This is a genomic window from Xanthobacter oligotrophicus (assembly GCF_008364685.1).
Taxonomy (GTDB): domain Bacteria; phylum Pseudomonadota; class Alphaproteobacteria; order Rhizobiales; family Xanthobacteraceae; genus Xanthobacter; species Xanthobacter oligotrophicus.
Window position 1 is genome coordinate 20,401 of the sequence record NZ_VTTL01000016.1, and the last position, 20,845, is coordinate 41,245.

22 protein-coding genes are annotated in these 20,845 nt (G+C 66.3%); 11 read left to right on the forward strand and 11 right to left on the reverse strand.

Annotated elements, in window-relative coordinates:
- The first annotated feature begins 328 nt into the window (after positions 1-328).
- The 3 genes from FZ033_RS22530 (at position 329) to FZ033_RS22540 (ending at position 1,994) form a co-directional block, all read left to right on the forward strand.
- Entirely contained in the window at positions 329-712 is a 384-nt protein-coding gene (locus FZ033_RS22530; protein WP_149578306.1) for a hypothetical protein, read from the forward strand.
- A 168-nt stretch (positions 713-880) separates the two neighbouring features.
- A complete protein-coding gene (locus tag FZ033_RS22535; RefSeq protein ID WP_149578307.1) occupies positions 881-1,225 on the forward strand; it encodes a hypothetical protein in 345 nt (114 codons plus the stop codon).
- A 331-nt stretch (positions 1,226-1,556) separates the two neighbouring features.
- The gene (locus FZ033_RS22540; protein WP_210247940.1) at positions 1,557-1,994 is read left to right on the forward strand and encodes a MarR family winged helix-turn-helix transcriptional regulator; all 438 of its coding nucleotides are present in this window, start codon (positions 1,557-1,559) and stop codon (positions 1,992-1,994) included.
- Between the two features lie 104 nt (positions 1,995-2,098).
- On the opposite strand, the gene FZ033_RS22545 is transcribed toward FZ033_RS22540, so the two are convergent.
- The 11 genes from FZ033_RS22545 to FZ033_RS22595 all read right to left on the reverse strand — a co-directional run bounded on the left by FZ033_RS22545 (position 2,099) and on the right by FZ033_RS22595 (position 13,601).
- The gene (locus FZ033_RS22545) at positions 2,099-3,244 is read right to left on the reverse strand and encodes an acyl-CoA dehydrogenase family protein (RefSeq protein ID WP_149578309.1); all 1,146 of its coding nucleotides are present in this window, start codon (positions 3,242-3,244) and stop codon (positions 2,099-2,101) included.
- Between the two features lie 101 nt (positions 3,245-3,345).
- Positions 3,346-4,281 carry an electron transfer flavoprotein subunit alpha/FixB family protein gene (locus tag FZ033_RS22550; protein WP_149578310.1) on the reverse strand — a complete coding sequence of 312 codons (936 nt, stop codon included), beginning with the start codon at positions 4,279-4,281 and terminating at the stop codon, positions 3,346-3,348.
- Between the two features lies 1 nt (position 4,282).
- Positions 4,283-5,032: an electron transfer flavoprotein subunit beta/FixA family protein gene (locus FZ033_RS22555; protein ID WP_149578311.1), complete on the reverse strand. Its 750-nt coding sequence runs from the start codon at positions 5,030-5,032 to the stop codon at positions 4,283-4,285.
- Positions 5,033-5,063: 31 nt separating this feature from the next.
- Entirely contained in the window at positions 5,064-6,413 is a 1,350-nt protein-coding gene (locus tag FZ033_RS22560) for an enoyl-CoA hydratase-related protein (RefSeq protein ID WP_149578312.1), read from the reverse strand.
- Between the two features lie 92 nt (positions 6,414-6,505).
- Complete coding sequence (locus tag FZ033_RS22565; RefSeq protein ID WP_149578313.1) at positions 6,506-7,489, reverse strand: NAD(P)H-dependent flavin oxidoreductase; 984 nt, start codon at positions 7,487-7,489, stop codon at positions 6,506-6,508.
- Positions 7,486-8,343 carry a MaoC/PaaZ C-terminal domain-containing protein gene (locus FZ033_RS22570; RefSeq protein ID WP_149578314.1) on the reverse strand — a complete coding sequence of 286 codons (858 nt, stop codon included), beginning with the start codon at positions 8,341-8,343 and terminating at the stop codon, positions 7,486-7,488. Before FZ033_RS22570 ends, FZ033_RS22565 begins: the two co-directional genes overlap by 4 nt.
- A gap of 4 nt (positions 8,344-8,347) precedes the next feature.
- The gene (locus FZ033_RS22575) at positions 8,348-9,259 is read right to left on the reverse strand and encodes an SDR family NAD(P)-dependent oxidoreductase (RefSeq protein WP_149578315.1); all 912 of its coding nucleotides are present in this window, start codon (positions 9,257-9,259) and stop codon (positions 8,348-8,350) included.
- 69 nt (positions 9,260-9,328) lie between these two features.
- Positions 9,329-10,513: an acyl-CoA dehydrogenase family protein gene (locus FZ033_RS22580; RefSeq protein WP_149578316.1), complete on the reverse strand. Its 1,185-nt coding sequence runs from the start codon at positions 10,511-10,513 to the stop codon at positions 9,329-9,331.
- Positions 10,510-10,746, reverse strand: a complete 237-nt coding sequence (locus FZ033_RS22585) for a hypothetical protein (protein ID WP_149578317.1) — start codon at positions 10,744-10,746, stop codon at positions 10,510-10,512. Before FZ033_RS22585 ends, FZ033_RS22580 begins: the two co-directional genes overlap by 4 nt.
- A gap of 210 nt (positions 10,747-10,956) precedes the next feature.
- Entirely contained in the window at positions 10,957-12,168 is a 1,212-nt protein-coding gene (locus FZ033_RS22590; RefSeq protein WP_149578318.1) for an acetyl-CoA acetyltransferase, read from the reverse strand.
- Complete coding sequence (locus tag FZ033_RS22595) at positions 12,168-13,601, reverse strand: 3-oxoacyl-[acyl-carrier-protein] synthase III C-terminal domain-containing protein (protein WP_188079646.1); 1,434 nt, start codon at positions 13,599-13,601, stop codon at positions 12,168-12,170. The genes FZ033_RS22590 and FZ033_RS22595 overlap by 1 nt, the downstream gene beginning before the upstream one ends.
- A gap of 148 nt (positions 13,602-13,749) precedes the next feature.
- Here FZ033_RS22595 and FZ033_RS22600 point away from each other — a divergent pair, with 148 nt between their 5' ends.
- The 8 genes from FZ033_RS22600 (at position 13,750) to FZ033_RS22635 (ending at position 20,796) form a co-directional block, all read left to right on the forward strand.
- Positions 13,750-14,964: an acyl-CoA dehydrogenase family protein gene (locus tag FZ033_RS22600; protein ID WP_232847625.1), complete on the forward strand. Its 1,215-nt coding sequence runs from the start codon at positions 13,750-13,752 to the stop codon at positions 14,962-14,964.
- 92 nt (positions 14,965-15,056) lie between these two features.
- On the forward strand, positions 15,057-15,833 hold the full coding sequence (locus FZ033_RS22605; RefSeq protein WP_210247941.1) for an SDR family oxidoreductase: 777 nt from the start codon (positions 15,057-15,059) through the stop codon (positions 15,831-15,833).
- 3 nt (positions 15,834-15,836) lie between these two features.
- Positions 15,837-16,307 (forward strand): PaaI family thioesterase, encoded by a 471-nt coding sequence (locus tag FZ033_RS22610; RefSeq protein WP_149578320.1) that lies wholly within the window; start codon positions 15,837-15,839, stop codon positions 16,305-16,307.
- Positions 16,308-16,348: 41 nt separating this feature from the next.
- Positions 16,349-17,128, forward strand: coding sequence for an enoyl-CoA hydratase-related protein (locus FZ033_RS22615; RefSeq protein WP_149578350.1), 780 nt, complete (start codon positions 16,349-16,351; stop codon positions 17,126-17,128).
- Positions 17,129-17,252: 124 nt separating this feature from the next.
- The gene (locus FZ033_RS22620; protein ID WP_149578321.1) at positions 17,253-18,179 is read left to right on the forward strand and encodes a BKACE family enzyme; all 927 of its coding nucleotides are present in this window, start codon (positions 17,253-17,255) and stop codon (positions 18,177-18,179) included.
- Positions 18,180-18,265: 86 nt separating this feature from the next.
- Positions 18,266-19,156 carry an SDR family oxidoreductase gene (locus tag FZ033_RS22625; RefSeq protein WP_149578322.1) on the forward strand — a complete coding sequence of 297 codons (891 nt, stop codon included), beginning with the start codon at positions 18,266-18,268 and terminating at the stop codon, positions 19,154-19,156.
- Positions 19,157-19,175: 19 nt separating this feature from the next.
- Complete coding sequence (locus FZ033_RS22630) at positions 19,176-19,964, forward strand: enoyl-CoA hydratase/isomerase family protein (RefSeq protein WP_149578323.1); 789 nt, start codon at positions 19,176-19,178, stop codon at positions 19,962-19,964.
- Positions 19,965-19,995: 31 nt separating this feature from the next.
- Positions 19,996-20,796, forward strand: coding sequence for an enoyl-CoA hydratase (locus FZ033_RS22635; protein WP_149578324.1), 801 nt, complete (start codon positions 19,996-19,998; stop codon positions 20,794-20,796).
- Positions 20,797-20,845 lie beyond the last annotated feature (49 nt).

A 20,845-nucleotide genomic window follows, 5' to 3' on the forward strand; every position in this document is an offset into this window, starting at 1 on the left:
CAAGAGATGACGCCCCCGTCGATCCCATTACTCGGACAGGATCCTAGCTATTGCGGCCGCGGGATATTGGAGCTTCCGGCGGTCGGCAGGCGTCGGCCGTGGCGTGGACCGCCATCTTGCCGTGCGATTACCGCTCTGTCGCCGATGGTCCAGGACGGCCGCCGTACTTTTGTCGGGGGCAGAGTCCCGCGGCAGCTGCGACACTCTCTTGTCCATCCAGTTGCGGCCCGAAGTGGCGTCCCCGGGTGGTCGGGGAGCGGATCTTTAAATCGGGTCGGCCGGCCGCAGGCATCTGGTGGGCGATCGCAAAAAGAAGCTTGGAGGAATAATGCGCTCGCTATTCTCGATTGTTCTGGCAGCAATAGGCGTGATGCTCATCGCGGCCTGGTATTTCGGGCAGTATGTCGGCAACCCCTATTTGGGCGATGATGGGCTGTTCGCGACCAATGCGGCCCACGATATTCTTCATCTCGGTGTCGGGGCCGTGCTGTTGCTGCTCGGCATACTTGGGCGGCCGCTCGCGGGCTTCGCCCTCGGCATTCTGATCTTCGCGATGCTGGCCCTGGCGGGTGCGCTGACCAATGGCAGTATGATCTTCGAGGCCATCCATGTGAACGATCTCTCCCGGCTCATCCACGTGGTGGCGGCCGTGGCGTTCGTCTTCCTCATGGGGGTAGCGATGCGCCTCATCCCTCAAGATCAGCGGGCGTGAACGGGGGCGGGGCGTGCGGCATGCGCTGGGCATGCGGTCACCTAGAGCGTTTTCGAGCGAAGTGGACACCGGTTCGCGTGAAAAAATGCGTCAACACAAGGTTCTAGAGCGATTGTCGTGAGCCAAGGCGAACGGAAAACGCTCTAGGTCAACTAACAGGGGGGAAGCATGAGTCTTGTGCAGATCGCATTCTATATCTTTTGTGCCATCGCCTTCGGCGGCGCCAGCATCGCAACCGCCATTTGGTTGAAAATCCGCCTGCCTTCCGTTCTACCCATTCTGCACGGCCTCGGGGGCCTGGTTGCCATCGGCCTCCTGGCCTATGCACTCGCCGGGATGCCGAGCGAAACCCCAAATCTTTGGTGGCCTCTCATTATCCTGGGTGCAGGCCTTCTCGGCGGGGTGTTGTTCTTCCGCGTACTCTATCCCCGCAAGGCCCCTCATTTTCTCATCGCCGGCCACGGATTGGTCGGTTTGATCGGATTGTTCCTGCTCTACCGTATCGCGTTCTGATAGCGAAGATTGTGCAATCGGTGGGTGCGCCATGGACACGCCAATGGGAGACCGCGCCTGCATTGGAGGACCGGCTTCCGATCCGCTTGTGTGGTGTAACAACTCAAGTATACGTCAAGTTGCCGCGCTGGTGGGTCGGATCCGCTCGGGGCTGAGCCGGCCGGCGCGGAGAGCCCGATTCCAAACGGCCGACACAGAATAACAATGAAACCGTTTGCGGCGCATGTCGGCTTCCATAAGAGCAGGATGGCGTTGTGGGGTTGAGTTCACAATGGGGCGGGCTGTTTCGAAGCAACTGCGGCTCGGATTTCTTGTCCACGACGTAAGCCGCATGCGCCGCAGCATGGTTGATCGGGCTTTGAAGCCGATGGGGCTGACCCGATCCAAATGGTGGGTTCTCGCCTTTCTCTCGCGGCGAGATGGGATGCCCCAGGTGGTGCTGGCCGACCAGCTCGATATCGGAAAGGTCGCTGTCGGCGCACTGATCGATCGGCTCGAGGCGCATGGGCTGGTGGAGCGCCAGCACGATCCGGGCGATCGCCGGGTCAAGCGCATCTATCTCACACAGGTCGGCGACAAGCTCATTCGCGACATCCGCGCCAATGTCGCGGAAGTCGAGCGGAGCATCATCGAAGGAATTGGTGATACGGACATCGATGCTGCCGTTCGCGCGCTGAGGAGCATGAAGTCCAATCTTCTCGCTCTTCTCAGCACCAGCAAAGCGGATCAGGACGATGGCGCGGGCATTTTCGACACGCCCATCGAGTGATTTGAAGGTGCCTCCCAACTCGGGGCGAGAAGTCCGGTGCGAGCCGGCCTTCTCGCCCCGCTCCCTTGGGACGGGACCTGCGCTGTTGCCGGCCGGCTGGCGGTTCAGAGGTCCCGGGAGATCAGTTCGCGCATGATTTCGGAAGTGCCGCCATAGATCCGCTGGACGCGGGCATCGGCATAGAGCCGGCAGATCTCATATTCGCGCATGAAGCCATACCCGCCGAACATCTGCAGGCATTTGTCGACGACGCGGCCGTGCATCTCGGTGACCCACAGCTTCGCCATGGAGGCGTCGTAGGTGCTCAGCTGGTTCGTCATATGCTGGGCCAGGCACTGGTCGATGAAAGCCCATCCGACCGCAAGCTCGGTCTTCAGGTCGGCCAGCACGAAGCGGGTGTTCTGCATGTCTGCCACCGCCTTGCCGAACACCTTGCGCTCACGCACATAGTCCCGGCTGATGTCGTAGGCGCGCTGGGCCGAAGCCATGGATTGCAGGGCAATGGTGAGCCGCTCCTGCGGCAGCTCGCTCATCAATGCTGCCATGGCGCCGCCTTCCGACCCCAGCAGGTTTTCGGCGGGCACGTCCACCCCGTCGAAAAAAAGTTCCGACGTGTCTGCGGACAGGTGGCCAAGCTTGTGAAGATTGCGCCCGCGGCGGAAGCCGGGACGATCCGCCTCCACCAGGATCAGGCTCATGCCCCTTGAGCCCGCGGTCGCGTCGGTGCGTGTCACCATGATGATGAGATCGCAGTGTTGGCCATTGGAAATGAAGGTCTTCTGGCCAGTGATACGGTATCCATCGACGGTCCGGTCCGCGCGGGTGCGGATGCCCTGCAGGTCGCTGCCGGTCCCGGGCTCCGTCATGGCGATGGCGCAGATGGCCTCTCCGGAAATCATCCGGGGAAGCCATTTCTCCTTCTGCGCGCGGGTCCCGTATTTCAGCAGGTAGCCGCAGCACACGTCGCTATGGACGGAATAGTCGGCGGCAGGGCCGGCGAAACCGGCGTACCAGAGTTCCTCGATGACGATGGCGTTCAGGCGGAAGTCTCCGCCGGCGCCGCCGAAGTCCTCCGGAACCTGCGGACACAGCAGGCCTGCCTCGGCGCCCTTCGTCCAATAGCTGCGGTCGACGATGCCGGCGTGCTCCCAGCCGTCGAAATGGGGCGCGATTTCCTTTTGCGCGAAGCGGCGCGCGGTCTCGCGGAACAGAAGGTGCTCTTCGTCGTAGACGGAACGATGGGGGAGCATGGCGGAGCTTCCGGTGTTCGGGGTTGAAGCAAGGGCCGGAGGCGTCGCGGGTGACGCCTCCGGAAAGCGCTCTATCGCTTTGAATAGAGACGGACCCGGCTCTAAAGGGCCTTCGTCAGCTCCGGCACGGCCTCGAACAGGTCTGCGACGAGGCCGTAATCGGCGATCTGGAAGATCGGAGCGTCCTCGTCCTTGTTGATGGCGACGATGACCTTGGAATCCTTCATGCCCGCCAGATGCTGGATGGCGCCGGAGATGCCAACCGCGATGTAGAGCTGCGGCGCGACGATCTTGCCGGTCTGGCCGACCTGGAGGTCGTTGGGGGCGAACCCCGCGTCCACCGCCGCCCGGGAGGCGCCCACGGCCGCGCCGAGCTTGTCCGCGAGAGCCTCCAGCAGGCGAAAGTTCTCGCCCGACTGCAGCCCGCGTCCGCCGGACACCACCACCCGCGCGGCGTTGAGGTCCGGCCGCTCGGACTTGGCCTCTTCAGCAGATACGAAGCGGGAGAGGCCGGCCGGGGCCACGGCCGGGCGGGGGGTGATGGACGCGGCGCCTCCGGTGGCGGCTACCGCGTCGAACGCCGTCGTGCGTACCGTCGCGACCTTGACGGGATCGCTTGAGCGCACGGTCGAGATGGCGTTGCCGGCATAGATGGGGCGCTCGAACGTGTCGGCGTCCACCACGCCGATGATGTCGGAGATGGCCGCCACGTCCAGCAGCGCCGCCAGGCGCGGCAGGAGGTTCTTGCACGCGGAGGTGGCGCCGGCGAGCACGTGCGTGTAGCCCTCGCGCACCAGCGGAACGAGGAGCGCCGCGAGGTCTTCAGGCAGCTGATGGGCATAGGCCGGGTCATCTACCGCAAGCACCTGCTCGATGCCCGGCACCATGGAGGCGGCCGCGGCCACCGGGCCGACGCCGGCGCCGGCGACCAGGACGTGGATCGGCCCGCCGATGCGGGATGCGGCAGCCACGGCGTTCAGCGTGGAGGTCTTGAGCACGAAGCCATCATGCTCCGCGACGACGAGGGTCAGTGGCATCTCAGATCACCCGTGCTTCGGTCTTCAGCTTTTCGACGAGGGCGGCGATATCGGCCACCTTGATCCCGCCGCCGCGGCGGCGCGGCTCGGTGACCTTGAGGGTCTGAAGGCGGGGTGCCATGTCGACCCCGAGATCGGACGCCGTCACCACAGTGAGCGGCTTCTTCTTCGCCTTCATGATGTTCGGCAGTGAGGCGTAGCGCGGCTCGTTGAGGCGCAGGTCGGCGGTGAGGATCACCGGCAGGGCGAGTTCGACTGTCTCCAGCCCGGCGTCGGTCTCGCGCGTCACCACCACCGTGCCGCTGGAGACGGAGATCTTGGAGGCGAAGGTGCCCTGGCCCCAGCCCAGCAGTCCCGCGAGCATCTGGCCGGTCTGGTTGCAGTCGTCATCGATGGCTTGCTTGCCCAGCACCACGAGGCGAGCGGCTTCCCGCTCGACCACGGCGCGCAACGCCTTGGCGACGCCGAGGGGCTGGGTTTCCTCGGCGGTCTCCACCAGGATTGCCCGGTCGGCGCCCATGGCCAGAGCTGTGCGCAGGGTCTCCTGGCATGCCGAGGTTCCGACGGAAACCGCGATCACCTCTTCGGCGGCTCCGGCTTCCCTCAGCCGCAGGGCCTCCTCGACGGCGATCTCGTCGAAGGGGTTCATGCTCATCTTGACGTTGGCCGTCTCGACGCCCGAACCGTCCGCTTTCACGCGGACCTTGACGTTATAGTCCACGACCCGCTTCACGGGTACGATCACTTTCATTTGGTCCTCCCTGATCGATAATCCGGGCCGCTCAAGGCGTAGGGGGCCGATGGCCCATCAGGCGCCTTGCCAGCGAGAGCGGCCCCCCGGTGTAGGCGGGGAAGCCGAGCTGCGTGATGGCCGCGTAGTCGATGATCCGCTCGGCTTCGCCATCCACCAGCGTGAGGTAGGGCCTGGTGGCCAGTGCCGCGGCCTTGAGAATCTCGGCAGCCCGCGCAAGCTCGCCCCCAAGACCCGGCGCCTCGAACCAGAAGCCTTCGGCGGCGGTTCGAGCGGACGGCGGAGCTGACGGCGTGGACGAGGGCGTGAAGCCGGCGAAAGCCTTGGCTTCGGAGATCTGCGCTTCGTTCGCGCCTCTGCCACGCGCAGCCGCCTCGGCGCTTTCCAGGGCGTCTCGCACGGCGGTGAGGACCAGCGGCAGCAGCTGCGGCAACGCATCCTTCCTCTGGCGCTTCTCGAATTCCACGCGGCCGACGAAGAGGCTGCGGATCATGGCACGCGGCTCAGGCCGCTGGACCAGGCGGGAGAAGATGTCCATCTCCTTCGCCAGAGCGTCCTCGATGGGCAGCGGCAGGCCTTCCTCAACGCAGTCGAGAATGGCGGTTATGGCCGGGACGTGGCCATGCGTTTCCGCCATGCGCCGCGCGCGCTGGGGGGCAATGGCCGCCGAAACGGCGGTCGTCTCCATGGGTTGCCAGTCGGGCCGATCCCAGGGCTGGCGCGGATCCGGCGCGCCGAGGATCCAGCGCTCGGCGGCGGCCACCTCCTCACCGGGCAGCACCAGCTCATGGGCCGCGCCGGCGGCGACGGCTGCGGCGCCATCGAAGCGGGCGCCGTCGAGCAGGACTGGCAGGGCTTTGTGCGCACCCACCAAACGTGGCATGCGCTGGGTTCCACCGGCACCCGGAAGCAGGCCCACCAGGGATTCCGGCAGGCCAAGCACGCTGGCAGGCGCCGTCGTCATCACACGGAAGTGGCAGGCCAGGGCGAGCTCGCAGCCGCCGCCCAACGCGAGGCCGGCGATGGCTGCCGCCACCGGCTTGCCGCTCGTCTCCAGCGCCCTGAGGCCCTGGCTGAGGCGGAAAAAGTGGTCGAACGTCACCTTGATCCGCTCCTCCACCGGGGTGGCGCGGATGGTGTCGAGCATGGCCTCGATTTCCGGCAGGTCGGCGCCGGCGCAGAAGGCCGAGGCCTTGCCTGAACGCACCACGCAGCCGCGCACGTCGCTCGTCGCCAGCCAGCGGGCGAAGGTGCCGATGTCGTCGATGGCCGCGTTGGAGAACACGTTCATGGATCGTCCCGGCATGTCGAAGACCAGGTGGACGATCCCCTCGCGCCCGTCCTCGATGCGGAATTGGGTGAGCTTCGGCCGCTCCGTCATGTTTCTCCCCGGCGATGGTCCCTTGCGGACGCGTTCTGATGGGTTCGGCCCTCCCGCGGGTCGCGGCGGAAGGGGCTTCAACGATGGGCCGTTCAGGCGTTGAGCCGGGCGGCGAAGGCCGCGCGCGCGGCCGCATAGTCGCGGGCGAGCTCCGCGATGAAGGCGGCCGCCGGCTCGGACCGCCTCACCGCTCCGATGCCCTGGCCCGCGCTCCAGATGTCGCGCCACGCCTTCGCGTTCGATCCGCCGTCCTTGATGCTGACGGCGTCTCCGGCCCGGCGGACCAACTGGTCCGGATCAAGGCCGTTGGCTTTCAGCGACGGCCGCAGGAAGGTGGCATCGACCCCGGTGAAGCAGTTGGTGACGATTACGTCCTTGGCGGCGCTGTCGACCACCATCTGCTTGAAGCCGGGTTGCGTGTTCGCCTCCTCCGAAGCGAGGAAGGGCGAGCCGATGGTGGCGAAATCCGCCCCCATGGCCTCCGCCGCGAGGATGGAGGAGCCGGTGGCGATGCAGCCGGCGAGGGAGAGCGGTCCCTGCCACCACTCCCGCACCTCCTGGACGAAGGCGAAGGGCGAGAGGCGGCCGGTGTGCCCACCGGCCCCGGCACAGACCGCCACCAGCCCGTCAACTCCCGCATCCGCGCATTTGCGGGCGTGGCGGTCGGCTGCCACGTCGCAGAAGACGAGGCCGCCATAGGCGTGGACGCGGGCGACCACATCATCGGGAGCGGCGAGGCTGACGATGAGCACCGGCACCTCGTGGCGCAGGATCACCTCCAGGTCCGCATGGCGGCGGTCGTTGCTGGGATGGGCGACGAGGTTCACCGCGAAGGGGGTGGCGGGGCGCTCCGGGTGGGCCGCATCATGGGCCGCCAGGGCCGACTTGATGTCGGATATCGCGGCGTCGAGCGCCGCGCTGGAGCGCAGGTTGAGCGCGGGTATGGCGCCGAGGACGCCGGCGGTGCACTGGGCGATCACCAGAGCGGGCGTCGAGGCGATGAACATGGGGCCGCCGAAGACCGGCAGGCTGAGGCGTGCCTTCAACTTCGCACCAAGTGTGGCGTCGCCGATCATGGATTGTCCTCCCAGGTCGCATGTCCCTTGCCGAGGACGACCCGGTCGTCCACGCAGGCTTCGAAGTGTGTCGTGGAGCCGTGATGCCAGATGGCGAAGCACAGCGTGTCGCCCGGCACCACCACGCCGGTGAAGCGCATTGCGAGGCTGCGGAGGGCTTCGGACCTGCGCCCGAGGGCGCGGCAGAGGGCGACCCCCGCCATCCCGTAGGAGGCGAGACCGTGCAGGATCGGCCGCTCGAAGCCCGCTTTGCGAGCCACGGCCGGATCGGCGTGAAGCGGATTCCAGTCCCCCGACAGGCGGTAGATGAGGGCGGATCGCGGCGAGGTCGGCAGCTCGATCAGCACATTCGGGGCAGCTTCGGGGCGGGCCGGCTCGTCTTCCTTCGTGGGCGGCGGGCCGCCGTAGCCGCCGTCGCCGCGCAGCAGCAGCGTCTGTGCAAGGGTGCAGTAGAGGTCCTGCGAGGTGGTATCGCGGATCTCCCGCTCCACCACCAACACGGCGCCGCGCCCCGCGCCGCGATCCGCCAGCGCGGCGATGCGCGCCCGGCCTACCACCTCGGCCTTTGGGGGCAAGGGCCGGTGGAAGGTGGCGGCCTGCGCCGAATGCACCAGCTTCACCACATCGATGCCAAGGGCCGGATCGCGCACCCACATGCCCGGGGAAGCGAGGGTGGCCGCCATGGTGGGCAGCACCTTCAGCCGCGTTTCCAACAGGTGGTCGAGGTCTTTTTCGTTCAGCGGATCGGTCCCAAGGCCAAGGCCGAGGGCGTAAAGGATCGCGTCACGTTCCACATAAGCGTGGCGGACCTCGGGGAACGAATGGGCAAGGATCCGCTCGGGCACGATTGCCATGGCGTCACACCGGGTCCCAGGTGAACACGTCGCCGGAACGATCGAGGGGAAAGAAATTCTTCTCGAACATGGGGAAGACGCGCTCGGCGATGCTCTCCGGCGTCCAGCCCTCGGCGGTGTGGGCGGAGCGGATCGGGCGGGGCTGGGAGAACAGGAAGATCTCGTTGTTGCGCACACCGAAGACCTGCCCGGTCACCCCCGCCCCGGCATCGCTGGCAAGAGCCACCACGAACGGGGCGATGCGCTCGGGCACCAGCTTCTTCAGCCCCTCCACACGCCTTTGCTGTTCCGGCGTGTCGGTGGGGATGGAATCGATCATGCGCGTCCAGGCGAATGGCGCCACGGCGTTGGAGCGGACGTTGAAGCGCTGCATGTCGAGGGCGATGGACTTGGACAGGGCCGTGATGCCGAGCTTGGCCGCCGCGTAGTTGGCCTGGCCGAAATTCCCGATCAGGCCGGAGGTGGAAGTCATGTGGATGTAGGCGCCCGAATTCTGCGCCCTGAAGTGGGGCGCGGCAGCGCGGCTGACGTTGAAGGTGCCCTTCAGGTGCACGGCGACCACGGCATCGAACTCATCTTCGGTCATCTTGTGAAACAGGGCGTCGCGCAGGTTGCCGGCATTGTTCACCACCGCATCGATGCGTCCGAACGCCTTTACGGCGGCATCGATCATGGCATGGGCGCCATCCCACGAGGCGACCGAATCCGTGTTGGCCACCGCCTGCCCACCGGTGGAACGGATCTCCGTCGCCACCTGCTCGGCCGGACTGTCCGCGGTGTCGCCGCCGGAGAGCGAAACCCCGAGATCGTTGATCACCACCGCCGCTCCGGCCGCCGCGAACTCCAGCGCGATGCCGCGGCCGATGCCGCGCCCCGCGCCGGTCACCAGCGCGACCTTGCCATCCATGACACCCATGGCGTTGTCCTCTCCTCGATTACGTCTGGGCTGGCCGGCTCGGTGCGCCCGGCTCAGCGGCATCTGCGCTCAGTAGCTCTTGGGCAGGTCGAGCACCTTCTCGCCGATGAAGCTCATGATGAGCTGCTCGGTGATGGGCGCGAGGCGCGTCACCGCCACTTCGCGGTAGAGGCGCTCCACGTGATATTCCTTGGCGTAGCCGAAGCCCCCGTGGGTGGCGATGGCCTGCCAGGCGGCGTCGTGCCCGGCGCGGGCGCCGAGGAACTTGGCCGCATTGGCTTCCGCTCCACAGGGCCGGCCCGCGTCGTAGAGCTCGGCCGCCCGCATGGCCATGAGCCAGGCGGATTCCAGATACATCCAACGCTCTGCGAGCGGATGCTGGATGCCCTGGTTCTGGCCGATGGGACGACCGAACACCACGCGTTCCCTGGCATATTTCGTTGCCCGCCGCAGCGCGTCCTGGCCGATGCCGATGGCCTCCGCGGCGATAAGCACGCGCTCGGGGTTCAGGCTGTGCAGGATGGTGGCGAAGCCCTTGCCCTCCTCGCCGATCCGGTCCTCCTCGGGGATGAACAGGTCGTCGATGAAGATGGCGTTGGAATCCACCGCCTTGCGGCCCATCTTCGGGATCCGGCGCACGTCGATATGGGTGCGGTCGAGGTCGGTGTAGAAGATGGAGATGCCGTCCGTGGGCTTGGCGCAGTCCTCGTAGCGGGTGGTGCGCGTGAGCAGCATGATCTTGTTGGCCACCTGCGCGGTGGAGGTCCACACCTTCTGCCCGTTCACCCGGTAGCCGCCGTCCACCTTCCGGGCGAAGGTCTTGATGCGGGTGGTGTCGAGGCCGGCATCCGGCTCGGTGAAGCCGAAGCACACCTGGTCCTGGCCGGCGATGAGCCGTGGCACCCAGCGCGCCTTCTGCTCCGGCGTGCCCTTCACCACGATGGGATGGGGCCCGAACAGGTTGATGTGCACCGCGGACGTGGCGCTCATGCCGCCGCCGTGGCTTGCCACCTCGTGCATCATCACCGCCGCCTCGGTCACGCCGAGGCCGGCGCCGCCGAACTCCTCCGGCATGGTGATGCCGAGCCAGCCGCCCTCGGCCATGGCACGGTGGAATTCGAAGGGGAACTTTCCGTCTTCGTCGCGGGCGAGCCAGTATTCGTCGTCGAACCGGCTGACCACGGCGCGGACGCCTTCGCGGATGGCGTCGAGGTCCGCTTCGCGCGGGGACTTGGCGGGTGAATGCGCGTTCATGCCGGTGTCCTCGGATGGGCGATGCGGTCGTAGATGTCAGGGGCGCGCCACAGCAGCCAGGCCGCGGCGATCATGTTGCCCGTCCAGCACATGATGAAGAAGATCAGAAGCGTCAGGCCGAGGTGGCGCTCGTAGGCATAGATCAGCGTGGCCATCAGGATGAAGCCGTAATAGACATCCAGCCAGACGTATATGCCCCACGGCACCTGCCATGTATACACAGCATTGCCCAATGCCTCACCGAATATCCAACAGTAAATGTAGTAAATGGTGAGGGTGACGATAATAAAAATACAGGCGACACGTGCAGACGTATTCATAGATGTTCCCTCGCCTCCTGGGCGGAAAGCATCACGGGCGCTTTCCTTCCATTCTGAGAATCATACTGCCCTCGAGGGACTAGAACCGTCCTTTAGTTCGGGTCCGCTCCGAAAGCCCGTTCCTCAGCCGAGGCGACCGAGGATGGAGACCGCCGCAACGCTGCTGTAAGGAGCGCCGCCGAGATTGTGGGTGAGGCCGAAATCCACCTTGCCGAGCTGCCGCGCTCCGGCCCGGCCGAGCAGCTGGTTGTAGACCTCATAGGCCATGCGCAGCCCGGAGGCGCCGACGGGGTGGCCGAAGCACTTCAGCCCGCCGTCCACCTGGCAGGGAATGGCGCCGGAGCCGTCGAACCTGCCGTCGAGAATATCGGCGGGGGCACGGCCCTCCTCGGACAGGCCGAGGTCTTCCATGGTGACGAGTTCGGTTACCGAGAAGCAGTCATGCACTTCCGTGAGGCTGATCTCGCCGCGGGGATCGCGCACCCCGGCCTCGGCATAGGCCCGGCGCGCCGCCTCGCGGGTGTTGCGCACATAGGAGCCGTCCCACTCGCCGTACTGGCTTTCCCAGCCGTTGCTGGCGGAGAGCTGGATGGCCTTGACGGTGACGAGGCCGCTCTTTCCAAGCCCCTTTCCAAGCCCCCGGGCGATATCCGGCGTGGTGACGATGGCGCAGGCGGCGCCGTCCGACACCCCGCAGCAGTCGAACAGGCCGAGGGGATCGGCGATGAGCGGCGCCTTGAGGATGGTCTCCATGGAGACCTCCTTGCGCAGGTGCGCTTTGGGGCTCTTCGCGCCGTTCACATGGCTCTTCCACGAGACGTGGGCCATGGCCCGCTTGAGGTCTGCGGCATCGATGCCGTGCTTCGCCGCATAGGCGCCGGCGAGTTGCGCGAAGGTGCCGGGCGCCGAGCCGTAGGGCATCCACAGGTCGTTGGCGACGCCCTTGGTGCGCAGCGGCAGGCCGCCATAGCCCGTGTCCTTCAGCTTCTCCACGCCAAGCGCCAGCGCCACGTCGCACGCGCCCGCCGCTACCGCATAGACCGCGGCGCGCAGCGCCTCCGTTCCCGTGGCGCACATGTTCTCGACCCGGGTGACGGGAATGGTCTTCAGCCTGAGGGCGAAGGCCAGCGGCAGGGCGCTGTTGCCCACGTTGATGTCGTCGAGTGCATTGCCGATCCACGCGGCCTCGATGGCCTCGCGGTCGATTCCCGCATCGGCCACCGCTTCCTCGAAGGCTTCGACCATGAGGTCTTCGGCCCCCTTGTTCCAGTGCTCGCCGAAGGTGGTGCAGCCCATGCCGGCGATCACCACGCGATCACGGATTCCGCTTGCCATCACTGAATCTCCATGGTGGGACGCGCGGTGGGCACCGCCTTCCAGAAATAGGTGCGGAAGCCGCGTCGCCGGTCGATGGCCTTGATGCGGAAGCGCGTTGCGACGGGGTCGCCGACCGCCGGGGGCGGGCCCTCGATATCAGTGAACTCCATCATCACCCGCGCCCCGTTCTCGAACTGCACGAGGCCGAAGACGAAGGGTGGGTCGGGGCAATAATTCAGCCGGTCGGAGGTGAGGGAGACGATGCGGGCGGGCACGTCCGCGAGCCGCACGTCGGCAAGGGGCTCAGGGCCGTGGGCGTGCGGCGACACGGGGATCCGGCTTTTCGGAAACTGCACGTTACCCTCGGCGTCGCGGCCGCCCACGAAGCCCATCATGTCGCGCCCGTAGCGCTCCAGCACCGGCGCGGCGACCTTCTGGTCGAATTCGGAGCGCGGGCCCCAGTCGAGATCGACGGCACCGGACAGGTTCAGGAAGCGGACATAGTCGGAGAACGGGGCGCCGTGGGTGAGGGCTTCAGCCACTGCCCGGGCGCCCGGCACCTCCCGCTCCACCTGGAACAGCAGCGCGTCGCAGCCACTGCCGAAGCCGGCGAGGAGGACAATATCGCCGGGCTTCGCGCGGTCGAAGGCGAGGGCCAGCGCGAAGAGCGGATGAGCGGCACCGAGATCCCCCGCTTGCGCGGCGAGATCCGTCGCCACGTTCGGGGCGGTGAGTCCGAGTCGTCCCGCGAGGGCCTTGTAGGCGCCGGAGGCGGGTTCAACGACGGCGCTCAGCGCGATTTCTCCAGCCGCGATCTTCGCCTTGCGGCAGGCCTCGCGCACCACTGGGGCGATCAGCTCCGCCACCGCTACGTCGCGGACGAAGCGCTCCTCGGCGGCATAGGGGGTGGGATGCTCGCGCGAGGCGTAGATGTCCGCGAAATCATGGGAGAGGCTGGCAGCGGCGAGAAGCCGGGCTGCGCCCTTGTCTGCCACGATGCACGCCGCACCGCCGTCGCCATAGGCGAGCTGAGCGCCGCTGCCCGCTTGCGTCGGGCGCCGTTCACCCGCGGTGACGAGGCCGGTACCTGTGCCTTCGAGCGCCATCAGGAGTGCGGAAACCGCGCCACGGCGGGAGCCGGCGACGTCGAAGGCGACGGTCGAGCGGGACAGCGACAACGCATCCACGAGCATGGCCGCATGGCTCCGCTCGAAGAAGGGGGCGGAGGTGGAGGCGAAGATCACCTTGTCGGGTGCCGGTGCGCCGTCGAGGGCCACGCGTGCCGCCTCGACGGCGAGCGTCACCGGATCCTCGTCCCAGCGGGCGACGGCGCGGAAGCCCTCCCGCGGGCCGGACAGGCCGGACCATTTCAAAGCTGCATTGGCCGCCTTGCGGCTCAGCCGGAGCAGGGGCAGGTAGCCCCCGACGCCGGCGATTGACCGACCCATCATTCCGAGACGAACCTCCCCTAAGCCTGCTGTTCCGCTGGATTGCCGAGGACGATAGGCCGCCATAGGACGGTATGCAAGAAAATAGTTCGATAGCATACGATATGCTAACGTAATTTTTTCCTTGCCACGCTGAGGGAGGCTGATTAGCGTGGGCCTGCGCATCACCTCAGCGCCTCGAGCGAGGTCCATAATGATCGAAAGAACCCTGTTCGGGGAGGATCACAATATTTTCCGCGAGACGGTCCGTCGTTTCGTAGAAAGAGAGATCGTTCCGTTTCACGAAAAATGGGAAAAGGATGGAATCGTTCCGCGTGAGCTTTGGCTCAAGGCGGGCAAGGAAGGACTTCTGTGCTGCACGGTTCCCGAAGAATACGGTGGATTGGGTGCTGATTACATTTTTGACGTGATCGTGTTCGAGGAGCTTTGGCGGGTGGGCGCGAGCGGCCCCGGCTTTCTAATCCATACGGATCTTGTGGCCACCTACATCCTGTCCTTTGGGACGGAGGAACAGAAAAAGACCTGGCTGCCGAAGATGGTGCGTGGCGAGGCCATCGGGTCCCTCGGCATGACCGAGCCGCATGCCGGCAGCGACCTCAAGGCCATTCGCACCCGCGCGGTCCGGGACGGCGACGACTTCGTCATCAACGGCCAGAAGGTATTCATTTCCAACGGCCAGCTGTGCGACGTTCTGGTCCTCGCCACCAAAACGGATTCGGAGGCGGGCGCCAAGGGCGTCACCCTGTTCCTGGTGGAGGGCGATCGCCCCGGCTTCACCCGCGGCCGCAACCTCGACAAGCTCGGCATGAAGGCGCAGGACACCTCCGAGCTCTTCTTTGACAACGTGCGGATTCCAGCCACCAACATTTTGGGGCAGGAGGGGCGCGGCTTCGAGCTCATGATGACGAAGCTGCCGCAGGAGCGCCTCGCGCAGGCGATCCGCTCCGCCATGGTGACCGAGACGGTGATCGACTACACCGTCGCCTATACCGCGGAGCGCAAGGCGTTCGGCCAGACCATCGCCGATTTCCAGAACACCCAGTTCAAGCTTGCTGACCTGAAGACCAAGGCGACGCTGGCGCGCGTCTTCACCGACAAGTGCATCGAGCTGTTCATGGAAGGGCGGCTCGATGCCGTCGATGCGGCCATGGCCAAGATGTACACGGCCAACCTGCATTGCGAGACCGTGGACGAGTGCCTGCAGCTCTTCGGCGGCTGGGGCTACATGTGGGAATACCCCATCGCCCGGGCCTATGCGGATGCGCGCATCGTCAAGATCGCCGGCGGGTCCATCGAGATCATGAAGCTCATCATCTCGCGGCAGATGTTCGCCGAATATCGCCGGACCCATCCCAAAGGACATTGACCTCGCTGCGCCGAACGCTCAGCGATCCGGAAAAAGAAGCGACGGTGCCGATAAGGCGCCGACGATCCAAGATCACGAAGGGAGACATTCTCATGGTTGAGGCAACGGGACTGCGCGGCCTGTCCGGAAAGGTCGCGCTGGTGACCGGCGGCGGACAGGGTATCGGGCGCGCATTGGCGCTGCGGCTCGCAGCGGAGGGGTGCAAGCTCGCGCTGTTCGACATCAATCCGGCCGCCGCCGAGGAGACCGCCAGGCTCGCCGGCGACGCGGTGGTGAAGATTTATTCCGTCGATGTGGGTGATTATGGCGCCGTCCAGTCCGCGGTCGCCGCGGTCGAGCAGGATCTCGGTCCGATCTGGGTGCTGGTGAACAACGCCGGCTGGGATCGCCCCATGCCGTTCCTGAAAACCGATACCGCCTTGTGGGAGAAGATCATCCGGATCAACCTTCACGGGCCTTTGAACCTGCACCATGCCGTGTGCGCCCGCATGTCGGAGCGTGGCGAAGGTCGCGTGGTCAACATCGCCTCGGACGCCGCACGCGTGGGCACCAGCGATGAGGCGGTTTATTCCGCGTGCAAGGGCGGGCTCATCTCCTTCACCAAGTCTGTGGCCCGCGAACTCGCCCGTAAGAACGTGCTGCTCAACGTGGTGTGCCCCGGCCCCACCAACACCCCCATGATGGCGGCGGTGCTGGGAGAAGGAGACCAGGCCGTGAAGTGGAAGGACGCCATGGTGCGGGGCATTCCGCTGAAACGCATGGGCGAGCCCGAGGACTATGCCGGCATCGTCGCCTTCCTGGCGTCGGAGGATGCCGCCTACATCACCGGCCAGACCATTTCGGTCTCCGGCGGCATGAACATGATCTGACGCATGGCACCGCAATTGCCCGCTCCGCCGAACGGTTACGAGCCCCTGTTTGCCGGCCATCTCGGCTTCAGTGGGCTCACCGGACCCTATTTCGTCCGCATGGGCGAAGGTGCGCCTGTGCTCGGGTTCCGGGTGGAGGAGCGGCACCTCAACCCGTCCGGCGTCTGCCATGGCGGCGCGCTCGCGGCCTTTGCCGATTATCTCGCCGTGATCGTCCGGCACGTTGCTGGCGCGACCGACTTTTCCACGCCGACCGTGACGCTGTCCATCGACTATCTCGCCCCTGTGCCCCTCGGGTCGTGGGTGGAACTCAATGGGCGGCTGCTGCGCCGGACGAAGAGCCTCCTGTTCGGCGACGGGATCATGCAGGTGGACGGGGCGGTAGTCACCCGCGTCGACGCGATCTTCACGCTGGGCCGGCCGCGGGCCGATCTCGGCTTCGACATTCCCCCGGGTGTGGTCTCGGCCGTCTGAGCCGGGTCGCCCACCCAAAAACCGGAACGTGACAGATGAGCATTCCCTTCGAAGACGTGATCTACGAGGTGCGCGATCGGGCGGCCTGGATCATCATCAATCGTCCCAAGGTCTACAACGCGTTCCGCGGCCAGACTTTGGAAGAGTTGATCAAGGCCTTCCACCTCGCCGCCAACGACCGCGGCGTCTCCAGCATCGTGCTGACCGGCGCCGGCGACAAGGCGTTCTGCACCGGCGGTGACCAGTCCGCCCATTCGGGTCAGTATGACGGGCGCGGTGTGGTGGGCCTTCCCATCGACGAGCTGCAGGCCCTGATCCGCGACGTGCCGAAGCCGGTCATCGCCCGGGTGAACGGCTTCGCCATCGGCGGCGGCAACGTGCTCGCCACCTTGTGTGACCTCACCATCGCAGCCGACACGGCGCAGTTCGGCCAGGTTGGCCCCAAGGTCGGATCGGTGGACGCCGGCTGGGGCACCGCCTTCCTCGCCCGTCACATCGGCGACAAGCGCGCCCGCGAGATGTGGTTCATCAATGATCGCTACACCGCCCAGCAGGCGCACGAGATGGGGCTTGTCAACAAGGTGGTGCCGGCGGCGGAACTCGACGCAGCGGTGAAGGACTGGACCGACAAGCTGGCCCAGCGCTCGCCCACGGCGCTGGCGCTGGCCAAGCGCTCGTTCAACGCGGATTCCGACAACATCCGCGGCATCAGCAACTTCGCGCTGCATGCGGTGAAGCTCTACTACGACACGCCGGAATCCAAGGAAGGCGTCGCCGCCTTCAACGAGAAGCGCGTGCCGGACTTCCACAAGTTCACCTGAGGCCTCCTCACCCCGTCCCCCTCCTTTGGGGACGGGGTGCCATTTTCGGCACGGGTGAGGCGGGCGGGGGAAGCGGCCGCCACGGACGGACAACAAGAAGACCAGTACAATCGGGAGGAGCGGCATGTCCGCGAAAGTCGTCATTTCCTGTGCGGTGACGGGATCGATCCATACCCCATCCATGTCGCCCTATCTTCCCGTGACGGCAGCGGAAATTGCCGAATCCGCCATTGGTGCGGCTGAGGCGGGGGCGGCCATCGTCCATCTGCATGCGCGAAACCCGCAGGACGGGCGGCCCGACCAGTCGCCGGAGGCGTTCGAGCCCTTCCTGCGCGCCATCAAGCAGGCCTCGAACGTGGTGGTGAACCTCACCACCGGCGGCTCGCCCTATATGAGCGTGGAAGAGCGGGTGCGCCCCGCGGCCGTGTGGAAGCCGGAAGTGGCGAGCCTCAACATGGGCTCCATGAACTTCGGCCTCTTCCCCATGCTGAAGCGCTACAAGGACTTCAAGCACGCATGGGAGCCGGCCATGCTGGAAGGCTCCCACGACCTCGTCTTCCGCAATTCGTTCAAGGACATCCGCTACGCGCTGGAGACCTTGAACGAGACCGGCACCCGCTACGAGTTTGAGTGCTACGACACCAGCCATCTCTACAACCTGCATTATTTCTGGACCGAGGGCCTGGTGAAGGCGCCGCTCTTCATCCAGACCTGCTTCGGCCTTCTGGGCGGCATCGGCTCCCATCCGGACGACGTGATGCACATGAAGCGCACCGCCGACCGCCTCTTCGGGGACAATTACCGCTGGTCGGTGCTTGCCGCCGGCCGTGCCCAGATGCCGGTTGCCGCCATGGCGGCCGCCATGGGCGGCCACGTTCGGGTGGGCCTCGAGGACAGCCTGTGGCTCGGCCGCAGCAAGCTCGCAGAGAGCAACGCCGAGCAGGTGCGGCAGGTGCGGCAGATCATCGAAGGGCTGGGACTCGAGATCGCCACCCCCGACGAGGCGCGCGAGATCCTGAAGCTCAAGGGCGGCGACAAGGTGGCCTTCTGACCCGGCATTGCACGCTCCGTTGGACGTGCCCGGTGAGAAAAAAGGCCGGGCGCCGCGGCCCGCACTGTCGCGGAGGGGAGGAAAGAATGACGACACCGTTCCGATCAGGCGTGCTCGACGGCAAGCGCATCCTCGTGACCGGAGGAGGCACGGGCCTTGGCCGCGCCATTTCCGAGGCCCTCGTGTCCCACGGGGCCGCCGTCTATATCTGCGGTCGGCGCGAAGCGGTGCTCACCGAGGCCGCCGATGCCATTCGCGCGGTTCATGGCGGCACCATCGTTCCCATGGTCTGCAATCTGCGCGAGCCGGCGCAGATCGAAACCATGCTCGACGAGATCTGGCGCGACGGCCCGCTCACCGGGCTTCTCAACAACGCCGCCGCGAACTTCATCGCGCCCACCAAGGATCTGTCGCCGCGCGGCTATGAGGCCATCCGCTCCACCGTCATGGATGGCAGCTTCTATACCACCTTGGAGCTGGGGAAGCGCTGGATCGCCCAGGGGCTCGGCGGTTCCATCGTCAGCAATCTTGTCACCTGGGTGTGGACCGGCTCGGCCTATGTGGTGCCCTCCGCCATGTCCAAGGCGGCGCTCCACGCCATGACCATGTCGCTGGCGGTGGAATGGGCGCCCTACGGCATCCGTCTCAATGCCACTGCGCCTGGTCCCTTCCCCACTGAAGGAGCGTGGGAGAAGCTGAACCCCATCCCCGAAGCCTCGGTGGGCGCGACCCAGGCGGACGAGATTCCCATGGGGCGACACGGTGCCATCCACGAACTGCAGAACCTCGTCGCCTTCCTGATGGCGGACGGCTGCGACTTCCTCACTGGCCAGACCATCGCCATCGATGGTGGGCACCATCTGGCGGCGCCGAGCACCTTCGCCGGGCTGAGTAAGCTCACCCCCGAACAGTGGGAGCGGGCTCGCACCTCCATCCGCGCCGCGTCCGATCGTGACAAGCAGCAACGCACGGCCTGATGCAGCGGGAGAACCTGTCATGAGCTTTTCGGCCTTCGGTTTTGAAATTCAGGACGGCGTGGCGCACATCACGCTGAACCAGCCCGAACGGGGCAATCCGCTCGACGAGCGCTTCTGCGCGGAATTCAACGCGATTGCCACGGCGTGCGCGAGCGACCCCGCTGTTCGCGCAGTGCTCATCGACGCCAAGGGACGCTTCTTCAGTGTCGGCGGCGACCTGCAATCCCTGACGCGGGACCGGGCCGACCTGCCGCGCTTCGTTCTCTCCGCCACGGCGAACCTGCACATGGGGGTCGCACGCTTCGCCCGCATGCGCGCGCCGGTGGTCATGGCCGTGCATGCCCTGGCAGCCGGCGGGGCCGTGGCGCTGGCGGCGGCGGCCGACTTCGTGCTCGCGGCGCCGGGGGCCGCCTTCTATGCCGCCTTCACCGGGATCGGTATCTGCGGCGACTCAGGCACTTCCCACTACCTGCCGCGGCGCGTCGGCCCCCGGCGGGCGGCGGAATTTCTGATGCTGAACGAGACCTGGAGCGCACAGGCCGCACGAGAAGCCGGTCTCATAACCCGCGTGGTCGAGGAGGACAGGCTTCAAATAGAGGCGCTCGCTCTGGCACAGAAGCTGGCTGATGGACCGACCCGGGCCTTTGGCGAGATCAGGGCGCTGCTGCTCGACAGCCCGACCCGGAGTCTGGAGGCCCAGCTGGAGCAGGAGGCGCACGCGATGGTGCGCTGCGTGCAGACGGAGGATGCCTGGAACGGCATGGGCGCGGTGAAGGGGAAGACGAAGCCAGCCTTCGAAGGGCGCTGAAGACGCCCGCCACAGATAAAGGGGAGTAGACATGTCCGATCCATCGAGCACAGACCCCGTCGGGGAGGCGCCGGTCCTCGTCGCGCGCGACGGGCGCGTCGCGTTGATCCGCCTCAACCGGCCCAAGGCGCTCAATGCGCTCAACTCGGAGGTGATGCGGATCCTGGCGGCGACCGTCACCGCGCTCGACCGCGACATCGAGGTGGGCGCCATCGTCATCACCGGGTCGGAGAAGGCGTTCGCGGCCGGCGCCGACATCAAGGAGATGGCCGAGCGCAGCGCCGTCGAGATGCTGCTTGAAGACTGGTTCGCCGGATGGGACGCGGTGGGCCGCTGCCGCACGCCCCTCATTGCTGCGGTGTCCGGTTTCGCGCTTGGCGGGGGATGCGAACTCGCATTGATGTGCGACCTCATCATTGCCAGCGAGACGGCGAAGTTCGGCCAGCCGGAGATCAAGCTCGGCGTCATTCCAGGCATGGGCGGCTCGCAGCGCCTCACCCGTGCCATTGGCAAATACAAGGCCATGGACCTCATCCTCACCGGCCGCATGATCACCGCCGGGGAAGCCGATCAGGCGGGTCTGGTGTCGCGCGTGGTGCCCGTGGAGCGCCACCTCGCGGAGGCGATGGAGGCGGCACGGACCATCGCCAGCTACGGCAAGCCGTCTCTCCTGGCGGCGAAGGAGAGCGTCAACCGTGCCTTCGAGGTCGGGCTTTCGGACGGGCTTCTGTTCGAGCGCCGGGTGTTCCATGCTTTGTTCGCCACCGCGGACCAGAAGGAAGGCATGCTGGCGTTTAGCGAGAAGCGGCCGGCGCGTTTCCGTCACGCCTGAAGCGCTTTCCACCTCTTTGATGAGAGACGGATTCGCCGTTCCAGCCGTA